General features: G+C 71.5%; 14 protein-coding genes. 4 read left to right on the top strand and 10 right to left on the bottom strand.

What is annotated here, in order from left to right; translation table 11 throughout:
* Nucleotides 1-21: 21 nt before the first annotated feature.
* The 6 genes from O2L52_RS02935 to O2L52_RS02910 form a co-directional block, all read right to left on the bottom strand.
* On the bottom strand, nucleotides 22-855 hold the full coding sequence (locus O2L52_RS02935; RefSeq protein ID WP_270113875.1) for an undecaprenyl-diphosphate phosphatase: 834 nt from the start codon (nucleotides 853-855) through the stop codon (nucleotides 22-24).
* 240 nt (nucleotides 856-1,095) lie between these two features.
* On the bottom strand, nucleotides 1,096-2,685 hold the full coding sequence (locus O2L52_RS02930) for an alpha/beta hydrolase (protein ID WP_270113809.1): 1,590 nt from the start codon (nucleotides 2,683-2,685) through the stop codon (nucleotides 1,096-1,098).
* Between the two features lie 113 nt (nucleotides 2,686-2,798).
* A complete protein-coding gene (locus O2L52_RS02925; protein WP_270113808.1) occupies nucleotides 2,799-3,686 on the bottom strand; it encodes a carbohydrate ABC transporter permease in 888 nt (295 codons plus the stop codon).
* Nucleotides 3,683-4,651, bottom strand: a complete 969-nt coding sequence (locus O2L52_RS02920) for a carbohydrate ABC transporter permease (protein ID WP_416259857.1) — start codon at nucleotides 4,649-4,651, stop codon at nucleotides 3,683-3,685. The genes O2L52_RS02925 and O2L52_RS02920 overlap by 4 nt, the downstream gene beginning before the upstream one ends.
* A 12-nt stretch (nucleotides 4,652-4,663) precedes the next feature.
* Nucleotides 4,664-6,013 (bottom strand): ABC transporter substrate-binding protein, encoded by a 1,350-nt coding sequence (locus O2L52_RS02915; RefSeq protein WP_270113806.1) that lies wholly within the window; start codon nucleotides 6,011-6,013, stop codon nucleotides 4,664-4,666.
* A gap of 76 nt (nucleotides 6,014-6,089) precedes the next feature.
* The gene (locus O2L52_RS02910) at nucleotides 6,090-7,751 is read right to left on the bottom strand and encodes a glycoside hydrolase family 13 protein (RefSeq protein ID WP_270113805.1); all 1,662 of its coding nucleotides are present in this window, start codon (nucleotides 7,749-7,751) and stop codon (nucleotides 6,090-6,092) included.
* 182 nt (nucleotides 7,752-7,933) lie between these two features.
* Here O2L52_RS02910 and O2L52_RS02905 point away from each other — a divergent pair, with 182 nt between their 5' ends.
* Nucleotides 7,934-8,956, top strand: coding sequence for a LacI family DNA-binding transcriptional regulator (locus O2L52_RS02905; protein WP_270113804.1), 1,023 nt, complete (start codon nucleotides 7,934-7,936; stop codon nucleotides 8,954-8,956).
* A 117-nt stretch (nucleotides 8,957-9,073) separates the two neighbouring features.
* Here O2L52_RS02905 and O2L52_RS02900 read toward each other — a convergent pair whose 3' ends face one another.
* The 4 genes from O2L52_RS02900 to O2L52_RS02885 all read right to left on the bottom strand — a co-directional run bounded on the left by O2L52_RS02900 (nucleotide 9,074) and on the right by O2L52_RS02885 (nucleotide 14,137).
* On the bottom strand, nucleotides 9,074-10,432 hold the full coding sequence (locus O2L52_RS02900) for a GH1 family beta-glucosidase (protein WP_270113803.1): 1,359 nt from the start codon (nucleotides 10,430-10,432) through the stop codon (nucleotides 9,074-9,076).
* Nucleotides 10,433-10,490: 58 nt separating this feature from the next.
* A complete protein-coding gene (locus O2L52_RS02895) occupies nucleotides 10,491-11,558 on the bottom strand; it encodes a carbohydrate ABC transporter permease (RefSeq protein ID WP_270113802.1) in 1,068 nt (355 codons plus the stop codon).
* Nucleotides 11,555-12,535, bottom strand: coding sequence for a carbohydrate ABC transporter permease (locus tag O2L52_RS02890; protein WP_270113801.1), 981 nt, complete (start codon nucleotides 12,533-12,535; stop codon nucleotides 11,555-11,557). The genes O2L52_RS02895 and O2L52_RS02890 overlap by 4 nt, the downstream gene beginning before the upstream one ends.
* 192 nt (nucleotides 12,536-12,727) lie before the next feature.
* A complete protein-coding gene (locus O2L52_RS02885) occupies nucleotides 12,728-14,137 on the bottom strand; it encodes an ABC transporter substrate-binding protein (RefSeq protein WP_270113800.1) in 1,410 nt (469 codons plus the stop codon).
* A 267-nt stretch (nucleotides 14,138-14,404) separates the two neighbouring features.
* On the opposite strand from O2L52_RS02885, the gene O2L52_RS02880 reads away from it, so the two are divergent.
* From O2L52_RS02880 to O2L52_RS02870, 3 genes are read left to right on the top strand one after another with little or no spacing between them, the layout of a single operon-like run.
* Nucleotides 14,405-15,619, top strand: a complete 1,215-nt coding sequence (locus O2L52_RS02880; RefSeq protein WP_270113799.1) for an ROK family transcriptional regulator — start codon at nucleotides 14,405-14,407, stop codon at nucleotides 15,617-15,619.
* Nucleotides 15,620-15,677: 58 nt separating this feature from the next.
* Nucleotides 15,678-18,203: a sensor histidine kinase gene (locus O2L52_RS02875; RefSeq protein ID WP_270113798.1), complete on the top strand. Its 2,526-nt coding sequence runs from the start codon at nucleotides 15,678-15,680 to the stop codon at nucleotides 18,201-18,203.
* Nucleotides 18,200-18,874 (top strand): response regulator, encoded by a 675-nt coding sequence (locus O2L52_RS02870; protein ID WP_270113797.1) that lies wholly within the window; start codon nucleotides 18,200-18,202, stop codon nucleotides 18,872-18,874. Before O2L52_RS02875 ends, O2L52_RS02870 begins: the two co-directional genes overlap by 4 nt.
* The last annotated feature ends 39 nt before the right edge of the window (nucleotides 18,875-18,913 follow it).

Raw genomic sequence — 18,913 nt, 5'->3', positions numbered from 1 at the left:
CCCTCGTTGCAGTGCAAGGGATCAGGTGGCCTGGAGGTAGCCCGTCTCCAGCATGATGACGACGGCGACGCCGAGGATGCAGCGGTACCAGACGAAGATGAAGACGCTGTGCTTGGCGACCCACTTGAGCATCCAGTGCACGGCCGCCAGGCCCACGAAGAACGCGATGATCGTCGCCACGAGCATCTGCGCGCCGCTCGGCACCGAGCCCTCCGTGGCCGGGTCGAACACGTCGCCGAGGCTGAGAATGCCCGCGCCGAACACCGCCGGGATCGCCAGCAGGAACGAGTACCGCGCGGCCACCGTCCGGTCCAGGCCGATGAACAGGCCCGCCGTGATCGTGCCGCCCGAGCGCGAGACGCCGGGGATGAGCGCGCCCGCCTGCGCGAAGCCCAGGATGAGGCCGTCCCGCATCCGGAAGTCGCTCCACGTGCGGGTCTTCTTGCCCACCAGCTCGGCGAGGGCCAGCAGCAGGCCGAAGAAGATGAGGCTGAAGGCGACGAGCCAGAGGTTGCGGGCGCCGTCGCGGATCGCGTCCTTGAAGATGAGTCCGAAGAACACGATCGGGAGGGTGCCGATGATCACGTACCAGCCGAGCCGGTAGTCGGTCTCGCCCCGCTGCTCCTTGTCCCACAGGCCCTTCCACCAGGCCACGAGGATGCGGACGATGTCCTTCCAGAAGTAGAGGAGGACCGCCGTCTCGGTGCCGAGCTGGGTCACTGCGGTGAACGACGCGCCCGCGTCCTCCTCGAAGAACAGCGCCGAGGTGAGGCGCAGGTGCGCGGAGGAGGAGATCGGCAGCATCTCGGTCAGGCCCTGAACGACCCCGAGCACGATGGCCTCGAACCAGGTCATGTCGACCACGGGGAGGCCTCCTTCCGGGCACGGGTCCTGCAGGGGGAAGTGTGCATTGGCGCTTCTTTCGTCGCATCGACAGTCGTCGCGCACGTGTTCGGTGGCGCCGCCATGCGGCTCCCGGCGCGACGGGGACATCTTGCCAGACTCGGTCCTGTGATCGGTCGGCACACGCATGAGGGAGTGAGACGCGCCGGGGCCCGCGCCCTAAGAGGACGCGGGCCCGAAGGACCGGTCGGATCAGCGGAGTTCCTGCGGGCATCGCAGCCCGTTCTCGGGGACGTCGAGGTCCACGAGGTAGGCCGTCACCGGATCGTCGATGCACGTGTGGCCCAAGGCGTACGCGGTGTGGCCGCTGCCCTCGTAGGTGAGCAGCACCCCGCTGTCGAGCTCCTTCGCGACCGACTCGGCCCACGCGTACGGCGTGGCCGGGTCGCCGGTGTTGCCGATGAGCACGACGTCCGGTGCGCCCTTGCCGTTCACGGACTCCGGTCCCGGGTCGCTCGCGGACCAGCTGGCGCACGGCAGGTAGCTCCAGGCGATCCCGGCGCCGAACAGCGCGGAGTTGTCGTAGGCGTCCTCGGCGGCGTTCTGGTACGAGTTGAAACCGGTCGGGTTCTGCCGGTCGACGCATTGCACGCCGTAGAAGTTCGCGTCCGTGTCGCGGCGCGGCAGCGGCAGCGGCGGGAGCCGCCGCGGCAGGAACCGGGAGGCCCCTTCGGCGCCCGCGAGGTCCTCGAGCTGCTGCGCGAGTTCGCCGATGGCGCCCGCGTCCACCGCAGCGAGGAGCTTCTCGAGCCTCGGCCACTTCGCCTCGCTGTAAAGGCTTTCGGCGATCATGTTGAGCATCTCCCCCACCGTGAGCCGCCCGCCGGCCGCCTCCTGGGCGTCGGTGAGCATCGCCACGAGTGCCGCGTCGGCCGTGTCGGCGCTGGTGAACGGGCAGCCGTCCACGGTGAGGCAGTACGCGATGAAGTCGTCCCAGGCGGTCTCGAACCCGGTGGCCTGGCCTTCGGCGAGGTCGAGCACGGACCCCGACGTGCGCATGACGCCGTCGAGCACCATCGCGCGGACCTTGTCCGGGTAGAGGTAGAGGTACATCTGCCCGATGTAAGTGCCGTACGAGTAGCCGAGGAACGTCAGCTCGTCGTCGCCGAGGGCGCTGCGCATGACCTCCATGTCGCGCGCGACGTTCTCGGTGCCCATGTTGGCGAGGAAGTTCGCCTTGACCTGCTCGGTGCAGCCCGCCGTGAACGTCTCCGAACCGCTGTCGAGCGCGGTCGCCTCGGCGTCCGTGATCGAGTCGGGCTCGTCCGTGTCGACCTCGGCGAGGGCCGCGCTGAACGGGCCGCTGTTGCCGCACGTGAGGTTCTCGCTCGCACCGACGCCGCGGGGGTCGAAGCCGACGACGTCGAACGCGGCGGTCACTTCGGCTGGCAGGAACGGCGACATCGCGAGCTCGATGCCGGAGCCGCCCGGCCCGCCAGGATTGACGAGCAGCGAGCCGGTGCGGTCGCCGGTCGCGGGGTGGCGGACCATCGCGATCGCGACCTGGTCGCCGCCGGTGTCCTCGTAGTCGACCGGCACCGTGATCGCACCGCATTCGAGCGCTTCGGCCCAGGCGGTCCCCTCGGCGTTCAGCTCCGCGTCGCCGTACATGGCCGCGAGGTCGCACGGTCCCCAGTCGACCTTCTCGACCTCCTCTTGGACGGTGGTCACCCCGCTGCGGGCCTTCGCCGAGCCGTTGCCGTCGTAGTCCTCGCCGCAGGACGCCAGCGCCGCCGCCGCGAGGACGGCGACGGCGGCGGTGAGCGTGGCCGTTCGCTTCATGCCGACTCCTTGTGCGCGTGCGGCCGTGCCGCGTCGTCCCGTGGGGTGATGCACGCACTCTAAGACCGTGGCGTCCGGTTCGGCATGGATTCGGGTGATTGCCGCCTTTCGGGTCAGCCCTTCAGAGCGCCGCTGAGGCTGGCGCCGTTGAGGAAGAGCCGCTGGAAGACCAGGAACAGGCCGATCGGGATGAGCGAGGAGATGGCCAGGGCCGCGAGGAACACGTCGAGCTCGACGAACTGCTGCAGGACCGGCAGGCGCACCGACAGCGGCTGGAGCGCCGGGTCGGGCAGCACCAGCATGGGCCAGAGGAAGTCCTTCCAGGAGGCGATGACGGCGAAGACCGAGACCACGCCGATGATCGGGCGGGACATGGGCAGCACGATCGACCAGAACACGCGGTACGGGCCGGCGCCGTCCACGCGGGCCGCCTCGAAGAGCTCCCGGGGCAGGTTCGCGAAGAACCGCTGCATGAGCAGCACGTTGAAGGCGCTCGCCCCGGCGGGGAGCCAGACCGCCCAGAACGTGTTGAGCATCGAGGTGCCGACGAGCGGCGGGTCGAGGACCGTGAGGTAGAGCGGGACGAGGAGCACCACACTGGGCACGAACAGGGTGGCGAGCACCGCGCCGGAGACGTATCTGCCGATGCGCGGGCGCAGGACCGCGAGCGCGTAGCCGCCGGTGGCGGCGACGACGAGCTGCACGGCCCAGGATCCGGCGGCGAGGGCGACGGTGTTGAGGAAGTACTTGTCGATCTCGACGCGGGTCCAGGCCTCGGCGAGGTTGGCGAAGTCGAAGCCGTTGGGCCAGAACGCCATCGGCGTGCGGAGCGTGTCCTGGGTGGGGGTGACGGCGGCTTTGAGGAGCCACAGCATGGGGCCGAGCCCGGCGATGGCGACGCCCGCGAGGAGGACGCCGTGGGCCAGGCGCGCGGTCCATTTGACGCTGGGGCGCTTCCAGTCGGTGGGTGCGATGAGGCCGCGGTCGGCGCTGGCTTTCATGAGCCGCTCCAGGATCGGGTGAGGCGGAAGTACAGCATGGAGAAGGCCGTCAGGACGAGGGCGAGGAGGAGGCTGAGGGCCGCCGCCGCGCCGTAGTCGCCGCCGAGGGAGTTCGTGAACGCGTACCGGTAGATGAGGAGCAGCAGGGTGAGGGTGCGGTTCGCGGGCCCGCCGTCGGTGAACAGGAACGGTTCGAGGAACACCTGCGCGGTGCCGATGATCTGCAGGATGAAGGTGATGAGGAGGATGCCGCGCAGCTGCGGGAGGGTGATGTGCCAGAGCTTGTGCCACACGCCCGCGCCGTCGATCTCGGCGGCCTCGTAGAGGCTGGGGTCGACGCCGGTGAGGGCGGCGAGGTAGATGATGATCGTGCCGCCCGCGCCGGCCCAGGTCGCCTCGAGCACGAGGGCGGGCATCACGACGTCGGCGTCCTGGAGCCAGGCGACGGGGCCGATGCCGGCCCAGCCGAGGACGGTGTTGAAGACGCCCTCCTCCCCCGCGTCGTAGAAGATCTTCCAGAGCAGGACGGCGACGACGGGCGGGACGACCACGGGCAGGTAGGCGAGGGCGCTGAACAGGCCGCGCATGCGGCGGACCTCGCTCATGAGGATCGCGGCGACGAGCGGGATCGGGTACCCGAAGAGGAGCGCGAGGACAGCGAAGTAGCCGGTGTTCTGGACGGCGGTCCACAGCTGCGGGTCGGCGAAGACCTGCTGGAAGTTCGCGAACCCGACCCAGACGGGGTCGGCGACGAGGTTGGTGCGCTGGAAGCTCATCACGACCGCGCGGCCGATGGGGAGCCAGGAGAACACGCCGAAGACGATGAGCATCGGCGCGAGGAACACGAGTGCCGGGCGCCCGCCGGGGGCCCGGCCCCCGCGCCGGCGGGTGCGGGGGGGGGGGGGGGGGGGCGCCCCGCCCCGCACGCCGGTGACACCGGCGGGGCGGGTGTCGGTCGAGGTCATGTGGTTCGTTTCCTATGCGGCCGCGTCGATCGCGGCCTGGGCGTCGGTCTGGGCCTGGGCGAGCAGGGCGTCGATGTCGGCGCCCTCCTCGGTCAGGATCGTCTGCACGACGGTGTCGAGCACGGCGTAGACCTCCTGGGTGGCGTGCACGGGCTCGGTGAGCAGGGGCTGGTCGAACACCTGACTGGTGTAGGGCGCCATCTGGTCGACCGGGACGTTCACGAACTCCGCGATCCAGGACTGCTGCTCGTCGTAGGTGGCCTTGTCGAAGACGGGGAGCTCGGGGGCGCCGACGGGCTGGTCGGTCTCGGCCTTCACTTCGGCGTCGGCGACCGCGGCGGCCTGGTCGGTGAGCTTCTCCATGTAGTAGAAGTCGATCCACTCGACCGCGGCGGCCTGCTCGTCGGCTTCGGCGCTGGGGCTGACGGCGGCGAGGGTGCCGCCGCCGAGGACGCCCGAGTCGGGGCCTTCGGCGAGCGGGAGCACGGTCAGGCCGTAGTCGTCGGGGTTGAGGGCGTTCTGGGTGAAGAGGTTCCCGTAGTTGCCGCCGCCGGAGACGTACATGCCGATGCGGCCGGAGGCGAAGGCCTGGTTGATGGTCGCCCAGTCGTACAGGAAGTCGTCGCCCATGGACTGGTCGTCCCAGCGCATGGCCTGGAGCCGGGTGAGGGCCTCGCGCATGGCGGGCGTGTCGATGGTGGCCTTCCCGTCGGCCTCGGTGCGGCCGCCGAGGGCGTTGACGACGGTGGTGAGGATCCAGCCGCCGGTGTTGTCGTTGGTCATCACGGCGTAGCCGGCCTCGCCGGTCTCCTCCGTGATGGTCTTCGCGGCGGCCTGGATCTCGTCCCAGGTGGTCGGCGGGGCGTCGGGGTCGAGCCCGGCGGCCTCGAACAGGGTCCGGTTGTAGTGCAGCCCTTGGCCGTAGGCGGCGATGGGGACCGCCCACAGGTCGCCTTCGGCGTCCTCGCCGGCGGCGGCGATGTTCGGGTTGTACTGGTCGCGGTAGGGCAGTTCGGCGGTGAGGTCGCCGATGTCGGCGATCTGGCCGCGCTCGATGAGGCCGCGCCCGTCGGTGAAGGGCACCACGAACACGTCGGGGAGGGTGCCGCCCGCGAGCTGCGCGGTGAAGGTCCCGGCGGTCCAGGTGTACTCCTGGGTCTCGACGGCGATGTCCGGGTGGGCTTCCTCGAACTGGTCGATGCGGGCGTTGAACGCGTCGATCGCGGCCTGCTCGAGGCCGGCGTCGATGGTGACGGTGATGTGGGTGCGGCCGTCGTCGGGTTCGTCGTCCGAGCAGGCGGCGAGGCCGACCGCGGCGAGGGCTGCGGCCGCGACTGCGGCGGCGGTGCGAGAGGGTTTCATCGGTTGCTCCTTGTCGGTTCTTCGTTGAGCCGGTTCAGTTGCGGGCTCGTCTTGCGGGCATTGAGGGGTGGGCGGGTCAGGTGCGCAGCCATACTGCGGCGTCCTGCGGCAGGCGGCCGTGCTCGAGCGGAGCGCTGGCGATCAGGACCGCCGTGTGGGCGGGCAGGTCTGCGGGCGCGTCGCCGAAGTTGACGACGCAGACGAGGTCCTCGCCGCGCCGGAAGGCGAGGGTCCCGGGTGCGGCCGGGGTCCAGGCGAAGGCGTCGCCGCGCAGCGCGGTTTCGGTGTGGCGCAGGCGGATCGCCGCGCGGTAGAGGGCGAGGAAGGAGTCGGGGTCGTCCTGCTGGGACGCGGCGGCGTAGGCGCCCCAGCCCTCGGGCTGGGGCAGCCAGGGCGCGGTGCCGGTGGCGTTGAAGCCGCAGGTGGGTCCGGTCGCGGTCCAGGGCAGGGGGACGCGGCAGCCGTCGCGGCCGGGGTCGATGCCGCCGGAGCGGAAGTGCATGGGGTCCTGGCGGGTCCCCTCGGGCAGGTCCTCCACTTCGGGCAGTCCGAGCTCGTCGCCCTGGTAGATGTAGAGCACGCCGGGGAGCGCGGCGGTGAGCAGCGCGGCGGCGCGGGCGCGGCGGGCGCCCAGTCCGAGGTCGGTGGGGGTGCCGAACCGCTTGGCGCTGAACGCGAACGAGGAGTCCTCGCGGCCGTAGCGGGTGACCGGGCGGGTCACGTCGTGGTTGGAGAGGACCCAGGTCGGCGGGGCGTCCACAGTGGCGTGGGCCGCGAAGGTGGAGCGGATCGACCCGGCCAGCGCCTCGGCGTCCCAGGGGCGGGACATGAAGTCGAAGTTGAAGGCCATGTGCATCTCGTCGTCGCGCAGGTAGCGGACGAAGCGCTCGTTGTCGTCGAGCCAGACCTCGCCGACGAGGATGCGGGGGTCCTCGTAGGAGTCGGCGACCTTGCGCCAGCCGCGGTAGACGTCGTGGAGCTCGTCGCGGTCGAGGTGCGGGTGGCGGCCGGGCTCGTGGTGCTCCCCGACCTCGGGCAGCTCGGGGTCCTTGGCGATGAGGGCCGCGGAGTCGATGCGGATGCCGGCGACGCCGCGGTCGTACCAGAACCGCAGGACCGCTTCGTGCTCGGCGACGACGTCGGGGTGGTTCCAGTTGAGGTCGGGCTGCTCGGGGGCGAAGAGGTGGAGGTACCACTGGCCGGGCTTCCCGTCCGGGCCGGTGGTGCGGGTCCAGGTGTCCCCGGCGAAGCTGGAGGTCCACCGGGTCGGCATCTCGTCGCCGCCGAGGCCGCGCCCGTCGTGGAACCAGAAGCGGTCGCGGGCGGGGTCGCCGGGGGCGGCGGCCAGGGCTTCCTGGAACCACGCGTGCTGGTCGGAGACGTGGTTGGGGACGACGTCGACGATGGTGCGGATGCCCAGCTCCCCGGCGGCACTGATGAGCTCCTCGGCGTCGGCGAGGGTGCCGAAGGCGGGGTCGATCGCGCGGTAGTCGGCGACGTCGTAGCCGCCATCGGCCTGCGGCGAGCGATACCAGGGGGTGAACCAGAGCGCGTCGACGCCGAGTTCGGCGAGGTAGGGGAGGCGGTCGCGGACGCCCGCGAGGTCGCCGGTCCCGTCGCCGTCGGCGTCCGCGAAGCTGCGCGGGTAGACCTGGTAGATCACCGCGTTCCGCCACCAGTCCGGTGCGGAGGCGGCGGGGCCCGCGGTGGGGTGTGCAGTGGGGTTGACCGAGCGCAATGCGGTTCCGTTCCTTCGTCCGAGCGCGACCTAGGGCATGCCACAGGGAGGGTGTAGTCCCTGCACATGATAGGTTTAGCGCTATACCTAGGTCGGTAGCTTAGACCCGGGTGACAGACTTGTCAACGGCGGGAGCCCTGCTGCCGCCGCGAGAACGTTTGCTGATCGTTTGGGGAGCTCCGTTGGCCGTCACGCTCAAGGACATCGCCGCAGAGGCGGGCGTCAGCCTCATGACCGTGTCCAACGTGGTCAACGGCAAGCAGGCGCGCGTCTCCGCCGCCACGCGCGACCGCATCCTGCGGATCGTCAAGGACCGCGGCTACGTGCCCAGCGCCTCCGCCCGCAGCCTCGCCGCGAAGTCCTCCCGGCTCGTCGGCCTGCTCGTGCCCGCCGAGGGCGAGACCAGCCTGACGATCGACCCGCACACCGTCGAGGTCGTCGGCATGCTCGAGCGCGAGCTGCGCCGCCTCGACTACCACCTCATGCTGCGCGGCATCTCGCACCGGACGGAGATCACCGAGGCCCTGCGGTCCTGGCACCTCGACGGCGCGGTGCTGCTGGGGTTCCAGGACGCCGAGATCGACCGGCTCAAGGCCGACACCGTCGGGGGCGTGGCCTTGGTCGCCATGGACTCGTACTCGGCGAACCCGCTCGCCCTGGAGGTGCGCTCCGACGACTTCGGCGGCGCCGAACTCGCCGTCCGCCACCTGATCGGCCTGGGGCACCGGCGGATCGCCTTCGCCGGACCGGGGTTCTCGGAGACGGGCGTGGTCCGCGAGCGCTTCGAGGGGTACCGGAAGGTGCTGGCCGAGAACGGGATCGGGTTCGAGCCCGAGCTGGTGTCGCGAGTGGAGATCTCGCACGCCGAGGGCGCGGCCCACGGGCGGTGGCTCGCCGCCGAGCGGCCCGACGTGACCGCCGTGTTCACCACCGCGGACCTCCTGGCGATCGGGGTCGTCGACGGCCTGGCCGCCGCCGGGCGCTCGGTCCCCGGCGACGTGTCGGTCGTGGGCTACGACAACGCCGACATCGCGGCCTATGTGACCCCGAAACTCACCACAGTGGCCCAGGACCTCCCCGGCAAGGCGGCAGAAGCCGTGCGGCTCATGATGGACCGCCTCGCGGGCAAGGACCGCCCCGAGCAGGCCACGACGCTGGGCGTCCGGCTCATCGAGCGGGACACCGCCGGTCCCCCGCCGCAGTGAACGGGGCCGGCGCATCGGCGTGCAACGCAGCAGGAGGCCGCCCGGCCCGGCAAAGGCGGGCGGCCTCCCGGCTCATGCCGCCGGGGGCGGGCGCCTCGCCCGCCCCCGGTCGAGGTGTCAGGGCCAGCGCAGCGAAGCGCCGCCCGAGGCGATGACCTCCCGGTACCAGTGGGCGCTGCGCTTGAGCGTGCGCTGCTGCGTGGCGTAGTCGACCCGCACGAGCCCGAAGCGCTTGGAGTAGCCCTCGCCCCACTCGAAGTTGTCGAGCAGCGACCACACGAAGTACCCGCGCACGTTCACGCCGTTCTCGATGGCGCGGCCCGCGGCCCGCATGTAGCCGTCCAGGTAGTCGACCCGCTCGGTGTCGTCCACCGAGCCGTCCGGGCCCACCGCGTCCTCGAAGGACGCGCCGCTCTCGGTGATGTGCACCGGCAGGTCGGTGTACTCGGCCGAGAGGCGCTCCAGGACGCGCTGCAGGCTGTCGGGGTTGATCTCCCACCCGAACCCGGTCACCGGGTTCGCCGGCGGCAGGCTGCGGTTGCCCAGATGCGTGTCGGAGGGGTCGGCCTCGACCACGAAGCGGTGGTAGTGGTTGACGCCCACGAAGTCCAGGGGCGCGGCGACAGTCTCCATGTCCCCCGGCAGGACCGCGTCGAACGCGCCGGTCGGCGCGAAGTGGCGGAGCATGTCCTCGGGGTACGAGCCGCGGAAGAGCGGGTCGAGGAAGAGCCGGTTGCCGCCGCCGTCGGACAGGCGAGCGGCTTCGAGGTCCGCGGGCTTGTCCGTGGCGGCCTCGAGGTCGGTCATGATGACCGCCGAGCCGACCTTGGCCCCCGGCGCGTGCTCGCGGATCGCGGCCACGGCCAGGCCGTGGCCCAGGTTGAGGTGGTGCGCCGCGCGCAGGGCCGCGACCCGGTCCTGGCGGCCGGGGGCGTGGACGCCCGCGTGGTAGCCGAGGAAGGCCGCGCACCAGGCCTCGTTGATCGGGATCCACTCGTCCACGAGGTCGCCCAGGGCCCGCACGGTCCGGGAGGCGTAGTCCGCGAAGCACTCGGCGGTCGCCCGCTCCGGCCAGCCGCCCTCGTCCTCCAGGACCTGCGGCAGGTCCCAGTGGTAGAGGGTCACCGCCGAGCGGATCCCCTTGTCCCGCAGGTCGGCCAGCTGCTCGCGGTAGAACGCGACGGCCACGGGGTTGAGGTCCCCGCGGCCCAGCGGCTGGAGCCGCGCCCACGAGACCGACATCCGGTAGGCCTTCAGGCCGAGGTCCGCGGCGATCCCGAAGTCCTCGCGCCAGCGGTGGTAGTGGTCGCAGGCGGTCTCGCCGGTGTCGCCGCCCTTGACGTTCCCCGGGGTCGCCGAGAAGGTGTCCCAGATGGACGGCCCGCGGCCGCCCTCGGCGGCGGCGCCCTCGATCTGGTAGGCCGCGGTCGATGCGCCCCAGGAGAAGTCCTCCGGGAACGGGGTGGTGGCGGTCATGGCGTTGCTCCTTGCTGTGGTGGTTCGGTTCGGCTCGTTCGTCCGCGTATTTGTCCGCTCATTTGTCCACACCGGTCACGACGATCCCCCGGACGAAGACCCGCTGCGCCACGAGGAAGATCGCGACCGGCAGGGCCAGCGCCAGGATCGCGGCGGCCAGGATCAGGTGGGGTTCGGTGTTGTAGACGCCGCTGAAGTAGCTCAGGCCCACGCCGATCGGGACGATGTCGCGGTTGCCGGCCAGGTAGAGCAGCGGTTCGAAGAAGTCGTTCCAGGCGTAGAAGAAGTGGAAGAGGCTCACCGCGGTGAGGGCCGGGAAGGCCTGCGGGATGATCACGCGCACGAACGTGCGGATCGGCCCGGCGCCGTCGATGCGGGCGGCCTCCTCGAGCTCCTTCGGGATGGTCATGAAGTACTGGCGCAGGAGGAACACGTTGAAGGCGTTCGCGAACAGCTGCGGCACGATGAGCGGCAGGTAGGTGCCGATCCAGCCCATCTGGAGGAACACCGCGTACTTGGGCACGAGGGTGACCGCCGGGGGCAGGAGGATCGTCGCCATGAGCAGTCCGAAGAGGATGCCGCGGCCGGGGAAGCGGAAGCGCGCGAAGCCGTAGGCGACGACCGCGGAGGAGACGACAGTGAACAGCATCGTCGTGAGGGCGTACATGAGCGTCCAGCCCATGAGGCGCAGGAAGTCGATGGTCTCCCAGGCCTCGGCGAAGTTGCCCCACTGGGGTGCGAGGCCGGTGACCGGTTCGAGGGTGCGCCAGCGGCCCTCCCATGCGATGGTGCCCTCGCCCGGGGCGTCGGGGTCGACGAAGGTGCTGGACTCCCGGCCGGGTTCGACGAGGGCGAGTTCGCGTTCCCCGCCGCCGGGCATGGGCACGGCGTAGACGTCGAGCGTCTCGCCCTCGTACTCGAAGGTGAGGGCGGAGACGGGCAGGAGCGAGCCGTTCGGGTCGGAGACGCCGTCCTTGTCCTTGAGCGCGGTGACCGCGCCGTACCCGAGGGGCATGAGGAAGACCGCGGCGAGCAGGAGCGCGCCGAGGGTGGTGCACGCGGTCAGCAGGAGGTTCCTGCGGCGGCGGCGCAGGGCGGCGTCGGAGTGGTCGGTCTGGGCGGTCACGATCGCTCCGTTCCGTAGTGGACCCAGTAGCGGGCGGTGCCGAACAGCAGGCCCGTGAGGACCGCGACGACGATGAAGATGAGCCAGGCCAGGGCCGCGCCGTAGCCCATGTTCCCGAAGACGAAGGCCTCTTGGTAGAAGTGCACGAGGAGGAACCGGCTCGCGCCGTCGGGGCGGCCGCTGGCGCCGAAGAGGACCCAAGGCACCACGAAGTACTGGAGGACCAGCACGGAGCCGATCACCAGGTTGTAGAAGAGGATCGGGGAGAGCAGCGGCAGGGTGATGGCGCGCAGCCGCCGCCACCAGCCGGCGCCGTCGATCTGGGCGGCCTCGTAGAGCTCGGTGGGGATGCCCTGGAGTCCGGCGAGGTTGACGATCATCGAGTTGCCGATGCCCCACAGGCCGATGAAGCTGAAGGCGAACAGGACGAGGACCGGGTTGTCGAGCCAGCGGATGCCGTCGGAGCCGGTGGCGTCCGCGCCGGTGAGCCCGATGAGCTCGTTGACCCAGCCGGTCTGGGGGTTGAGCACCTGCTGCCAGATGAGGATGCCCGCGACGAGCGGGATCATCGAGGGCATGAAGAACAGGAGCCGGAACAGGCCGGTGAACTTGAGGTACTTCGAGTTCAGGAGGAGGGCCAGGCCGAGGGCGACGATGAGGCTCAGCGGCAGGAAGAGCACCGTGAAGCGGAACGTCGCGGCCAGGGAGCTCCAGGTGTCGGGGTCGGACAGCGCCCGCTCCCAGTTGCTCCCGCCCGCGAACGCGGTCGCGTCGGGGTCGGTGAGCTGGAAGTCCAAGGTGGAGAACACGAGCGACGCGGCGATGGGGACGGCCCAGAAGAGCACGAAGCCGATGATCCACGGGCTGATGAAGGCGTAGCCCCAGCGGGCCTCGCGGCGCTGCATCGGGCTGGCGGGGCGGCCGGACCGGCCCCCGCGGCGCCGGGCGGCGAGCACCGCCTGGGTGAAGTCGGACATGGGTCTTGCCTTTCGGAGGGCGCAGTGGGTGCGCGGCGCGGAACGCGGACCGGGTCGGGGCCCCGGTGGGGCCGCCGTGCCGCTTGGGGTGCCGGGCGGGCGCGGAGCCCGCCCGGCGGAGAGGGGCGGTGGCCTCGGCGACGCCTGCGAGCAGTTACGTCGGTTCAGGCGCCGAGGGTAGGCCGCCCGGGGTCACGCGGCGTCGAAGACCGCTTGGAGGTCCGCTCGGAGCGCTTCGAGCTCGGCCGGGATGTCGAGCCCCTCCTCCTGGGTGAAGCGGGTGCCGTACTCGGCGAGGACCGCTTCGGCCTCGAGGAAGTTGGGCATGCCGCCCTCGTGCGGGGGGTTGTCGACGTAGGACATGCCTTCGATGGCGGTGTCCCAGTTGATGTCCTGGCCTTCGAAGCTCGCGGCGCCGACGCGGTCGAAGTAGCCGTCCTGGAGGCTGATGCGCGCGGGCATGCCGCCGTAGGTGGTGGTCAGCTCCTCCGCGGCGTCGCCGAGGAGGTGGGTGAGGACCGTGAAGGCCTCGTCGGCGTGCTCGGTGTCCTTGGTGATCGAGAAGGTGTCGGCGTGCAGCTTCGCGGTGGTGGTGCCGTTGAACGACGGGACCGCCGCGGTGTCCCAGCTGCCTTCGAACCCGCCCATGCAGCAGGTGGCGTACCACAGGTGGGTGTTGCCCATGGCGAGGTTGCCCGACTCGAACCACGAGCCGGCATTGAGCATGTCGGACTCGCCGTACGGGCCGTTCGGCATGAAGTGGTCCTTCCACATGCCGTCGTAGTACCACTGCTGGGCCTCGACCCAGTGCTCCGGGATCTGCGCGTCGCCTTCGGCGTCGACGAGGCTGCCGGCGCCGAAGAGGGTGGACTGGGCGCGGATGTCGGCGTGGAGGTTGCCGAAGCCGAACTGGACGATGTTGCCCGGGTCGAAGTCGGGGCTGTTGGCGTCGTTGCCGTCGGCGTCGACGGTGAGCCGCTTGGCGAGCTCGGTCATCGTCGCGATGTCCCAGGGCTTCTCGTTGCCGTCGGCGTCGATGTAGGGCGCGCCGTACTCCTGGGGCGGGTAGGGCAGTCCGGCCTCGTCGAACAGGTCGAGGTTCACGTACATGAAGGACGGGAAGACCGCGAACGGCAGGCCGATCTGACCCTCCTCCTCGATCCGGTAGAAGTCGACCAGGGCCTGGTCGAAGTCGCTGAGGTCGTAGTCGTTCTCCTCGATGTGCGGCGTGAGGTCGAGCCAGGCGCCGGGGAACGACGAGCGGCCGCGGATGCCCATGGGGCCCACGATGTCCGGGGCGTCGCCCGTGGCGATCTGGGTGGAGAGGATGTTCGGGGCCTGGTCGGCGTCCACGACCTCGAGGACCAGTTCGATCTCGTCCTGGCTGGCGTTGAACTCCTCGACCACCGCCTCCTGGGCGGGGATGGTGGGGGCGTCGGTGCCGGCGCCCATGCCGACGAACCAGCGGATCTCGACGCGCCCGGAGTCGCTCGAGCCGCCGCCGCCGATGCAGGCGGTCGTGGCCAGGGCGGCGACGGTGCCGACCGCTATGGCGCGGGCGGCGTGGGCGCCGCGTCCGCGGAAGAGAGGTGTGATCCTCATGGGATGCTCCTATGTACGGCCGCGGAGGGGGATCCGCAGCTCGGGAGGGATATTTGGAAAGTTCCTTTGTGGAGATGTCGCGTTGCGGGACGGGGGCCGGAGCCGGGTTCGGGGCCGGTTCGGTGCGATCCGTCGTGCGGACCGGAGGTAGGCTGGCGCAGTAGTATATGACTTACTACTAAGACTTAGATTAAGTATTCGGACACGTGCCGTCAATCCCTTCGACATAACGGCATGGTCCCGGACCGATAACGGACTGGTGGACAGATGGAAGCCCCTAGGCACAGGACCACGCGCGACCTCAAGCTCGGCAACCGCATGAGCCTGCTGCGGACCCTCTACTTCGACGGCCCGCTCACCCGCCGCGACCTCGCGCCCGCCACCGGACTGAGCACCGCGACCATCTCGAACGTGACCGCCGAGCTCCTCGCCGACGGCGTCCTGCGCGAGGCCGGCAAGGTCGAGTCCGACGGCGGGAGGCCCCAGATCCTCCTCGAAGTCGACCCCGGCCACGCCCGGGTCGTCGGCGTCGACGTCGGCGAGACCCAGGTCCGCGTCGAGCTGATGGACCTCAAGCTCGACGAGCGCGCCGGCGCCCGCTACGCCCTCGCCCCCGGCCGCCACGACCCCGCCACGGTCATCGAGCACATCGTCGCGGGCGTCAAAGAGGTCGTCGCCGAAGCCGGGGCCGCCCCCGTGCTCGGCGTCGGCGTCGCCATGCCCGGCATCGTCGAGTACGGGCCCGACGGCGTCATCCACGCCAAGGCCTTCGGCTGGGACGCCGTCCCCTTGGGCCGCATGCTGATGGAACGCCTCGACCCGCTGCCCGTGCACGTCGAGAACGGCGCGATGACCATGGGCCAGGCCGAACTCTGGTTCGGCGCCGGGCGCGGCGCCCAGAACGCCGTGATCGCGCTCATCGGCTCGGGCGTCGGCTCCTGCATCGTCGCGGGCGGCGCCCTCTACCGCGGCGCCGGATCCAGCGCCGGCGAATGGGGCCACACCACCATGGCCGTCGCCGGGCGGCCCTGCCGCTGCGGCTCCCGCGGATGCCTGGAGGCCTACGTGGGCGCGGAGGGCATCCTCGACCGGTACCTCGCCGCGACCGGCGTCGTCGAACTCTCCGGCCAAGGCGAGGAGGCCGACCTCGAACGGCTCCTCGACGACCCCTCCCCCGCCGCCGTCGCCGTCGTCGACGAGACGGTCGAGTACCTCGGCGCGGGCCTGGCCGACCTGCTCAACCTCTTCAACCCCGAGCTCATCGTCATCGGCGGCTGGGCCGGGCTCATGCTCGCCCAGCGCCGGCTCGCCGGCATCCAGGCGGCGGCCGGGGCGTACGCGCTCGGCCAGCCGTTCGCGACCGCCCGCATCGAACCCGGGCTCCTCGGCCCCGACGCGGTGGCCAAGGGCGCCGCGACCCCCGTCATCGAGCGGTTCCTCAGCGGCGAACCCCCGGCCCGCACCCGGGCGCGGCGTACCTGAGGCCACGTTTGACGCTTTCTTGATGGCCGAACCCCCGGACACGGGGAATGATGGGTCCGTGCCACGCGGACAACTGCGGATCTACCTCGGCGCCGCCCCGGGGGCCGGCAAGACCTTCGCCGCGCTCGAAGAGGCCCGCAGGCGCGGCGAGCGCGGCACCGACGTCGTCATCGGCCTCGTGGAGACCCACGGGCGGCCCCACACCGCCGAACTCCTCGACGGCCTCGAGACCGTGCCGCGCAAGACCGTGGCCGGTGTCGGCGAACTCGACGTGGACGCCGTCATCGCGCGGGCGCCCGCAGTGGCGATCGTCGACGAGCTCGCGCACGCCAACGCGCCCGGCTCCCGCAACGAGAAGCGCTGGCAGGACGTCGACGAACTGCTCGACGCCGGCATCGACGTAATCTCCACCGTGAACGTGCAGGACCTCGCCTCGCTCGGCGACGTCGTCGCCCAGATCACCGGGGTGGCGCAGGAGGAGGCGGTGCCCGACGAGGTCGTGCGCCGCGCCGACCAGGTCGAACTGGCGGACATCACGCCGGAGGCCCTGCGCCGCAGGATGATCCACGGCAACGTGTACCCGCCGGAGAAGGTGGGGCCCGCCCTCGCGAACTACTTCCGGGTCGGGAACCTCACCGCGCTGCGCGAGATCGCGCTGCTCTGGCTGGCCGACAAGGTCGAGGACCAGCTCGAGCAGTACCGCGAGGCCCAGCACATCACCGCCACCTGGGAGTCCAAGGAGCGCGTCGTCGTGGCGCTCTCGGGCGGCGACGAGGGCGACACGCTCATCCGCCGCGCCGCCCGCATCGCCGCCCGCTCCGGCGGGGCCGACCTCAAGGCCGTCTACGTGGCCTCGGGCGACGGCCTCACCAGCGCGCGCTCCGCGCGGAACCTCGCCCGGCAGCGGAACCTCGTCGAAGACCTCGGCGGCTCCTACCACCAGGTCGTCGGGCGCACGATCCCGAACGCGCTCCTGGAGTTCGCGCGCGGTGTGAACGCGACCCAGCTGGTGCTCGGGGCGTCCCGCCGGGGCCGGTTCGCGCAGATGCTCTCGCGCGGCGTCGGCGTCACGACCACCGCGAGCTCCGGGAAGATCGACGTCCACCTGGTGAGCCACGAGCGGGTCGCCACGGTGAGGCGCACCCGGGCGGGCCGCGGCGTCGTCGGCGGCCGCCGCCGGCTCGGCATCGCACTCGCGGTCCTGGGGATCCCGGCCCTGTGCATGGCGCTCCTGCCGCTGCACGAGGAGCTCTCGCTCACCACGATGATCCTCATCGTCCTCACCGCGGTCCTCGGCCTGACCCTCACCGGCGGCATGTGGCCCGCGCTGCTCGGCGCGCTCACGGGCAGCCTGCTGCTCAACTACTTCTTCACCAAGCCGTTCAACACGTTCAAGGTGCACGACCAGGAGCAGCTGATCTCCCTGGCGATCTTCATCGCCCTCGCTCTGGGCGGGGCGGGGGTCGTCAACCTCTCGGCCGCGCGGGCGCGCCTCGCCGCGCGCGCGAGCACCGAGGCGCAGACCCTCGCGACCCTCGCCGGCAGCGTGCTGCGCGGCGGCAGCCGGGTCGAGGACCTGCTGGAGCAGCTGCGCGAGACGTTCTCGCTCGAGTCGGCGACGCTCCTGGAGCGCACCGAGGCCGGGGCGGGCCCGGCCGAGCGGCAGGACCCGCGGCTGTGGCGCATCGTCGCATGCGCCGGTGAAGGCTGCGCGAGCCCGGGGACGGCCGAGAACGACCTGCCCATCAGCGACGACCTCGCGCTGGCCCTGCGCGGGCACACCCTGGAGGCCGCGGACCGGCGGATCGCGCAGGCCTTCGCGATGCACGCGGCCGCCGCGCTCGAACGCGAACGCCTCGAGCGCCAGGCCGCCGCCGTGCAGCGGCTCACCGACACCGACAAGCTCCGCACGGCCCTCCTCGCGGCCGTCTCGCACGACCTGCGCACCCCGCTCGCGTCCGCGCGCGTCGCCGTCTCCAGCCTGCGGTCCACAGGGGACCTGTTCACGCGGGAGGAGCGCGACGAGCTGCTGGAGGCCGCCGAGACCTCCCTGGCGCGGCTCACGAGCCTGGTCGACAACCTGCTCGACATGAGCCGCCTCCAGGCCGGGGTGCTCGGCGCGAACCCGGTGCCTGTGGCGCTTGACGACGCGGTGCCGTGGGCGCTCGACGAGATCGGGGAGGCCGCCGCGGCCGTGCGCCTCGACGTGGCCCCGGACCTGCCGGAGGTGCGGGCCGACCCCGGTCTGCTGCAGCGCATCCTGGTGAACGTGGTGGCGAACGCCCTGCGGTTCAGCCCGGAGGGCGAACCGCCCCTGGTCATCGCGGGACGCCACGGGAGCCTCGTGGAGCTGCGCGTGGTCGACCGCGGCCCGGGCGTGCCCGACGAGAGCCGGGAGCTCATGTTCACGCCGTTCCAGCGGCTCGGCGACCGCGACAACACCAGCGGGGTCGGGCTGGGGCTCGCGCTCTCGCGCGGCCTCGCGGAGGCGATGGGCGGCTCGCTCGTCGCCGAGGCGACACCGGGCGGCGGACTGACGATGGTGCTGGCGCTGCCGCAGGTGGAAGAGAAGGGCACGGAGTGATCAAGATCCTGGTCGTGGACGACGAACCGCAGATCGCGAGGGCGTTGCGGATCAACCTGAGCGCGCACGGGTACGAGGTGGCGACCGCGCCGGACGGGGCGCAGGCGCTGCGCGCCGCCGCCGCGTTCGTCCCCGACCTCGTCGTGCTCGACCTCGGCCTGCCCGACATGGACGGCACCGAGGTCATCGCGGGGCTGCGGGGCTGGACGAGCGCGCCCATCCTGGTGCTCTCGGGCCGGGCCGCGAGCGCCGAGAAGATCGCCGCGCTCGACGCCGGCGCCGACGACTACGTGACCAAGCCGTTCGACATCGGCGAACTCCTCGCCCGCGTCCGCGCCGCGACCCGCCGCGGCAGCGGCGGCGGCGACTCCCCCGTGACCGCAATCGGCTCGGCCACCGTGGACCTCGCGGCCCGCGAGGTCGTCCGCGACGGTGAGAAGGTGCGGCTCACCAAGACCGAGTGGCAGCTCCTCGAGGTGCTCCTGCGCAATCCGGGCAAGCTCGTCGGCCAGCGCGAGCTCCTGCACCGCGTGTGGGGGCCCAACTACGACCGCGAGACGAACTACCTGCGCCAGTACATGGCCCAGTTGCGCCGCAAGCTCGAGGCCGACCCGGCCCGCCCGGTGCACCTCCTCACCGAACCGGGCATGGGCTACCGCTTCCGGCCCTGAGCCGTGGCGCGCGGTTCGTACCATGTGGTCAGTCGGCAA

Origin of the sequence: Glycomyces algeriensis (genome assembly GCF_027622855.1) — a bacterium.
GTDB classification, from domain to species: Bacteria; Actinomycetota; Actinomycetes; order Mycobacteriales; family Micromonosporaceae; genus Glycomyces; species Glycomyces algeriensis.
This window is presented reverse-complemented; position numbering and strand designations above follow the sequence as displayed.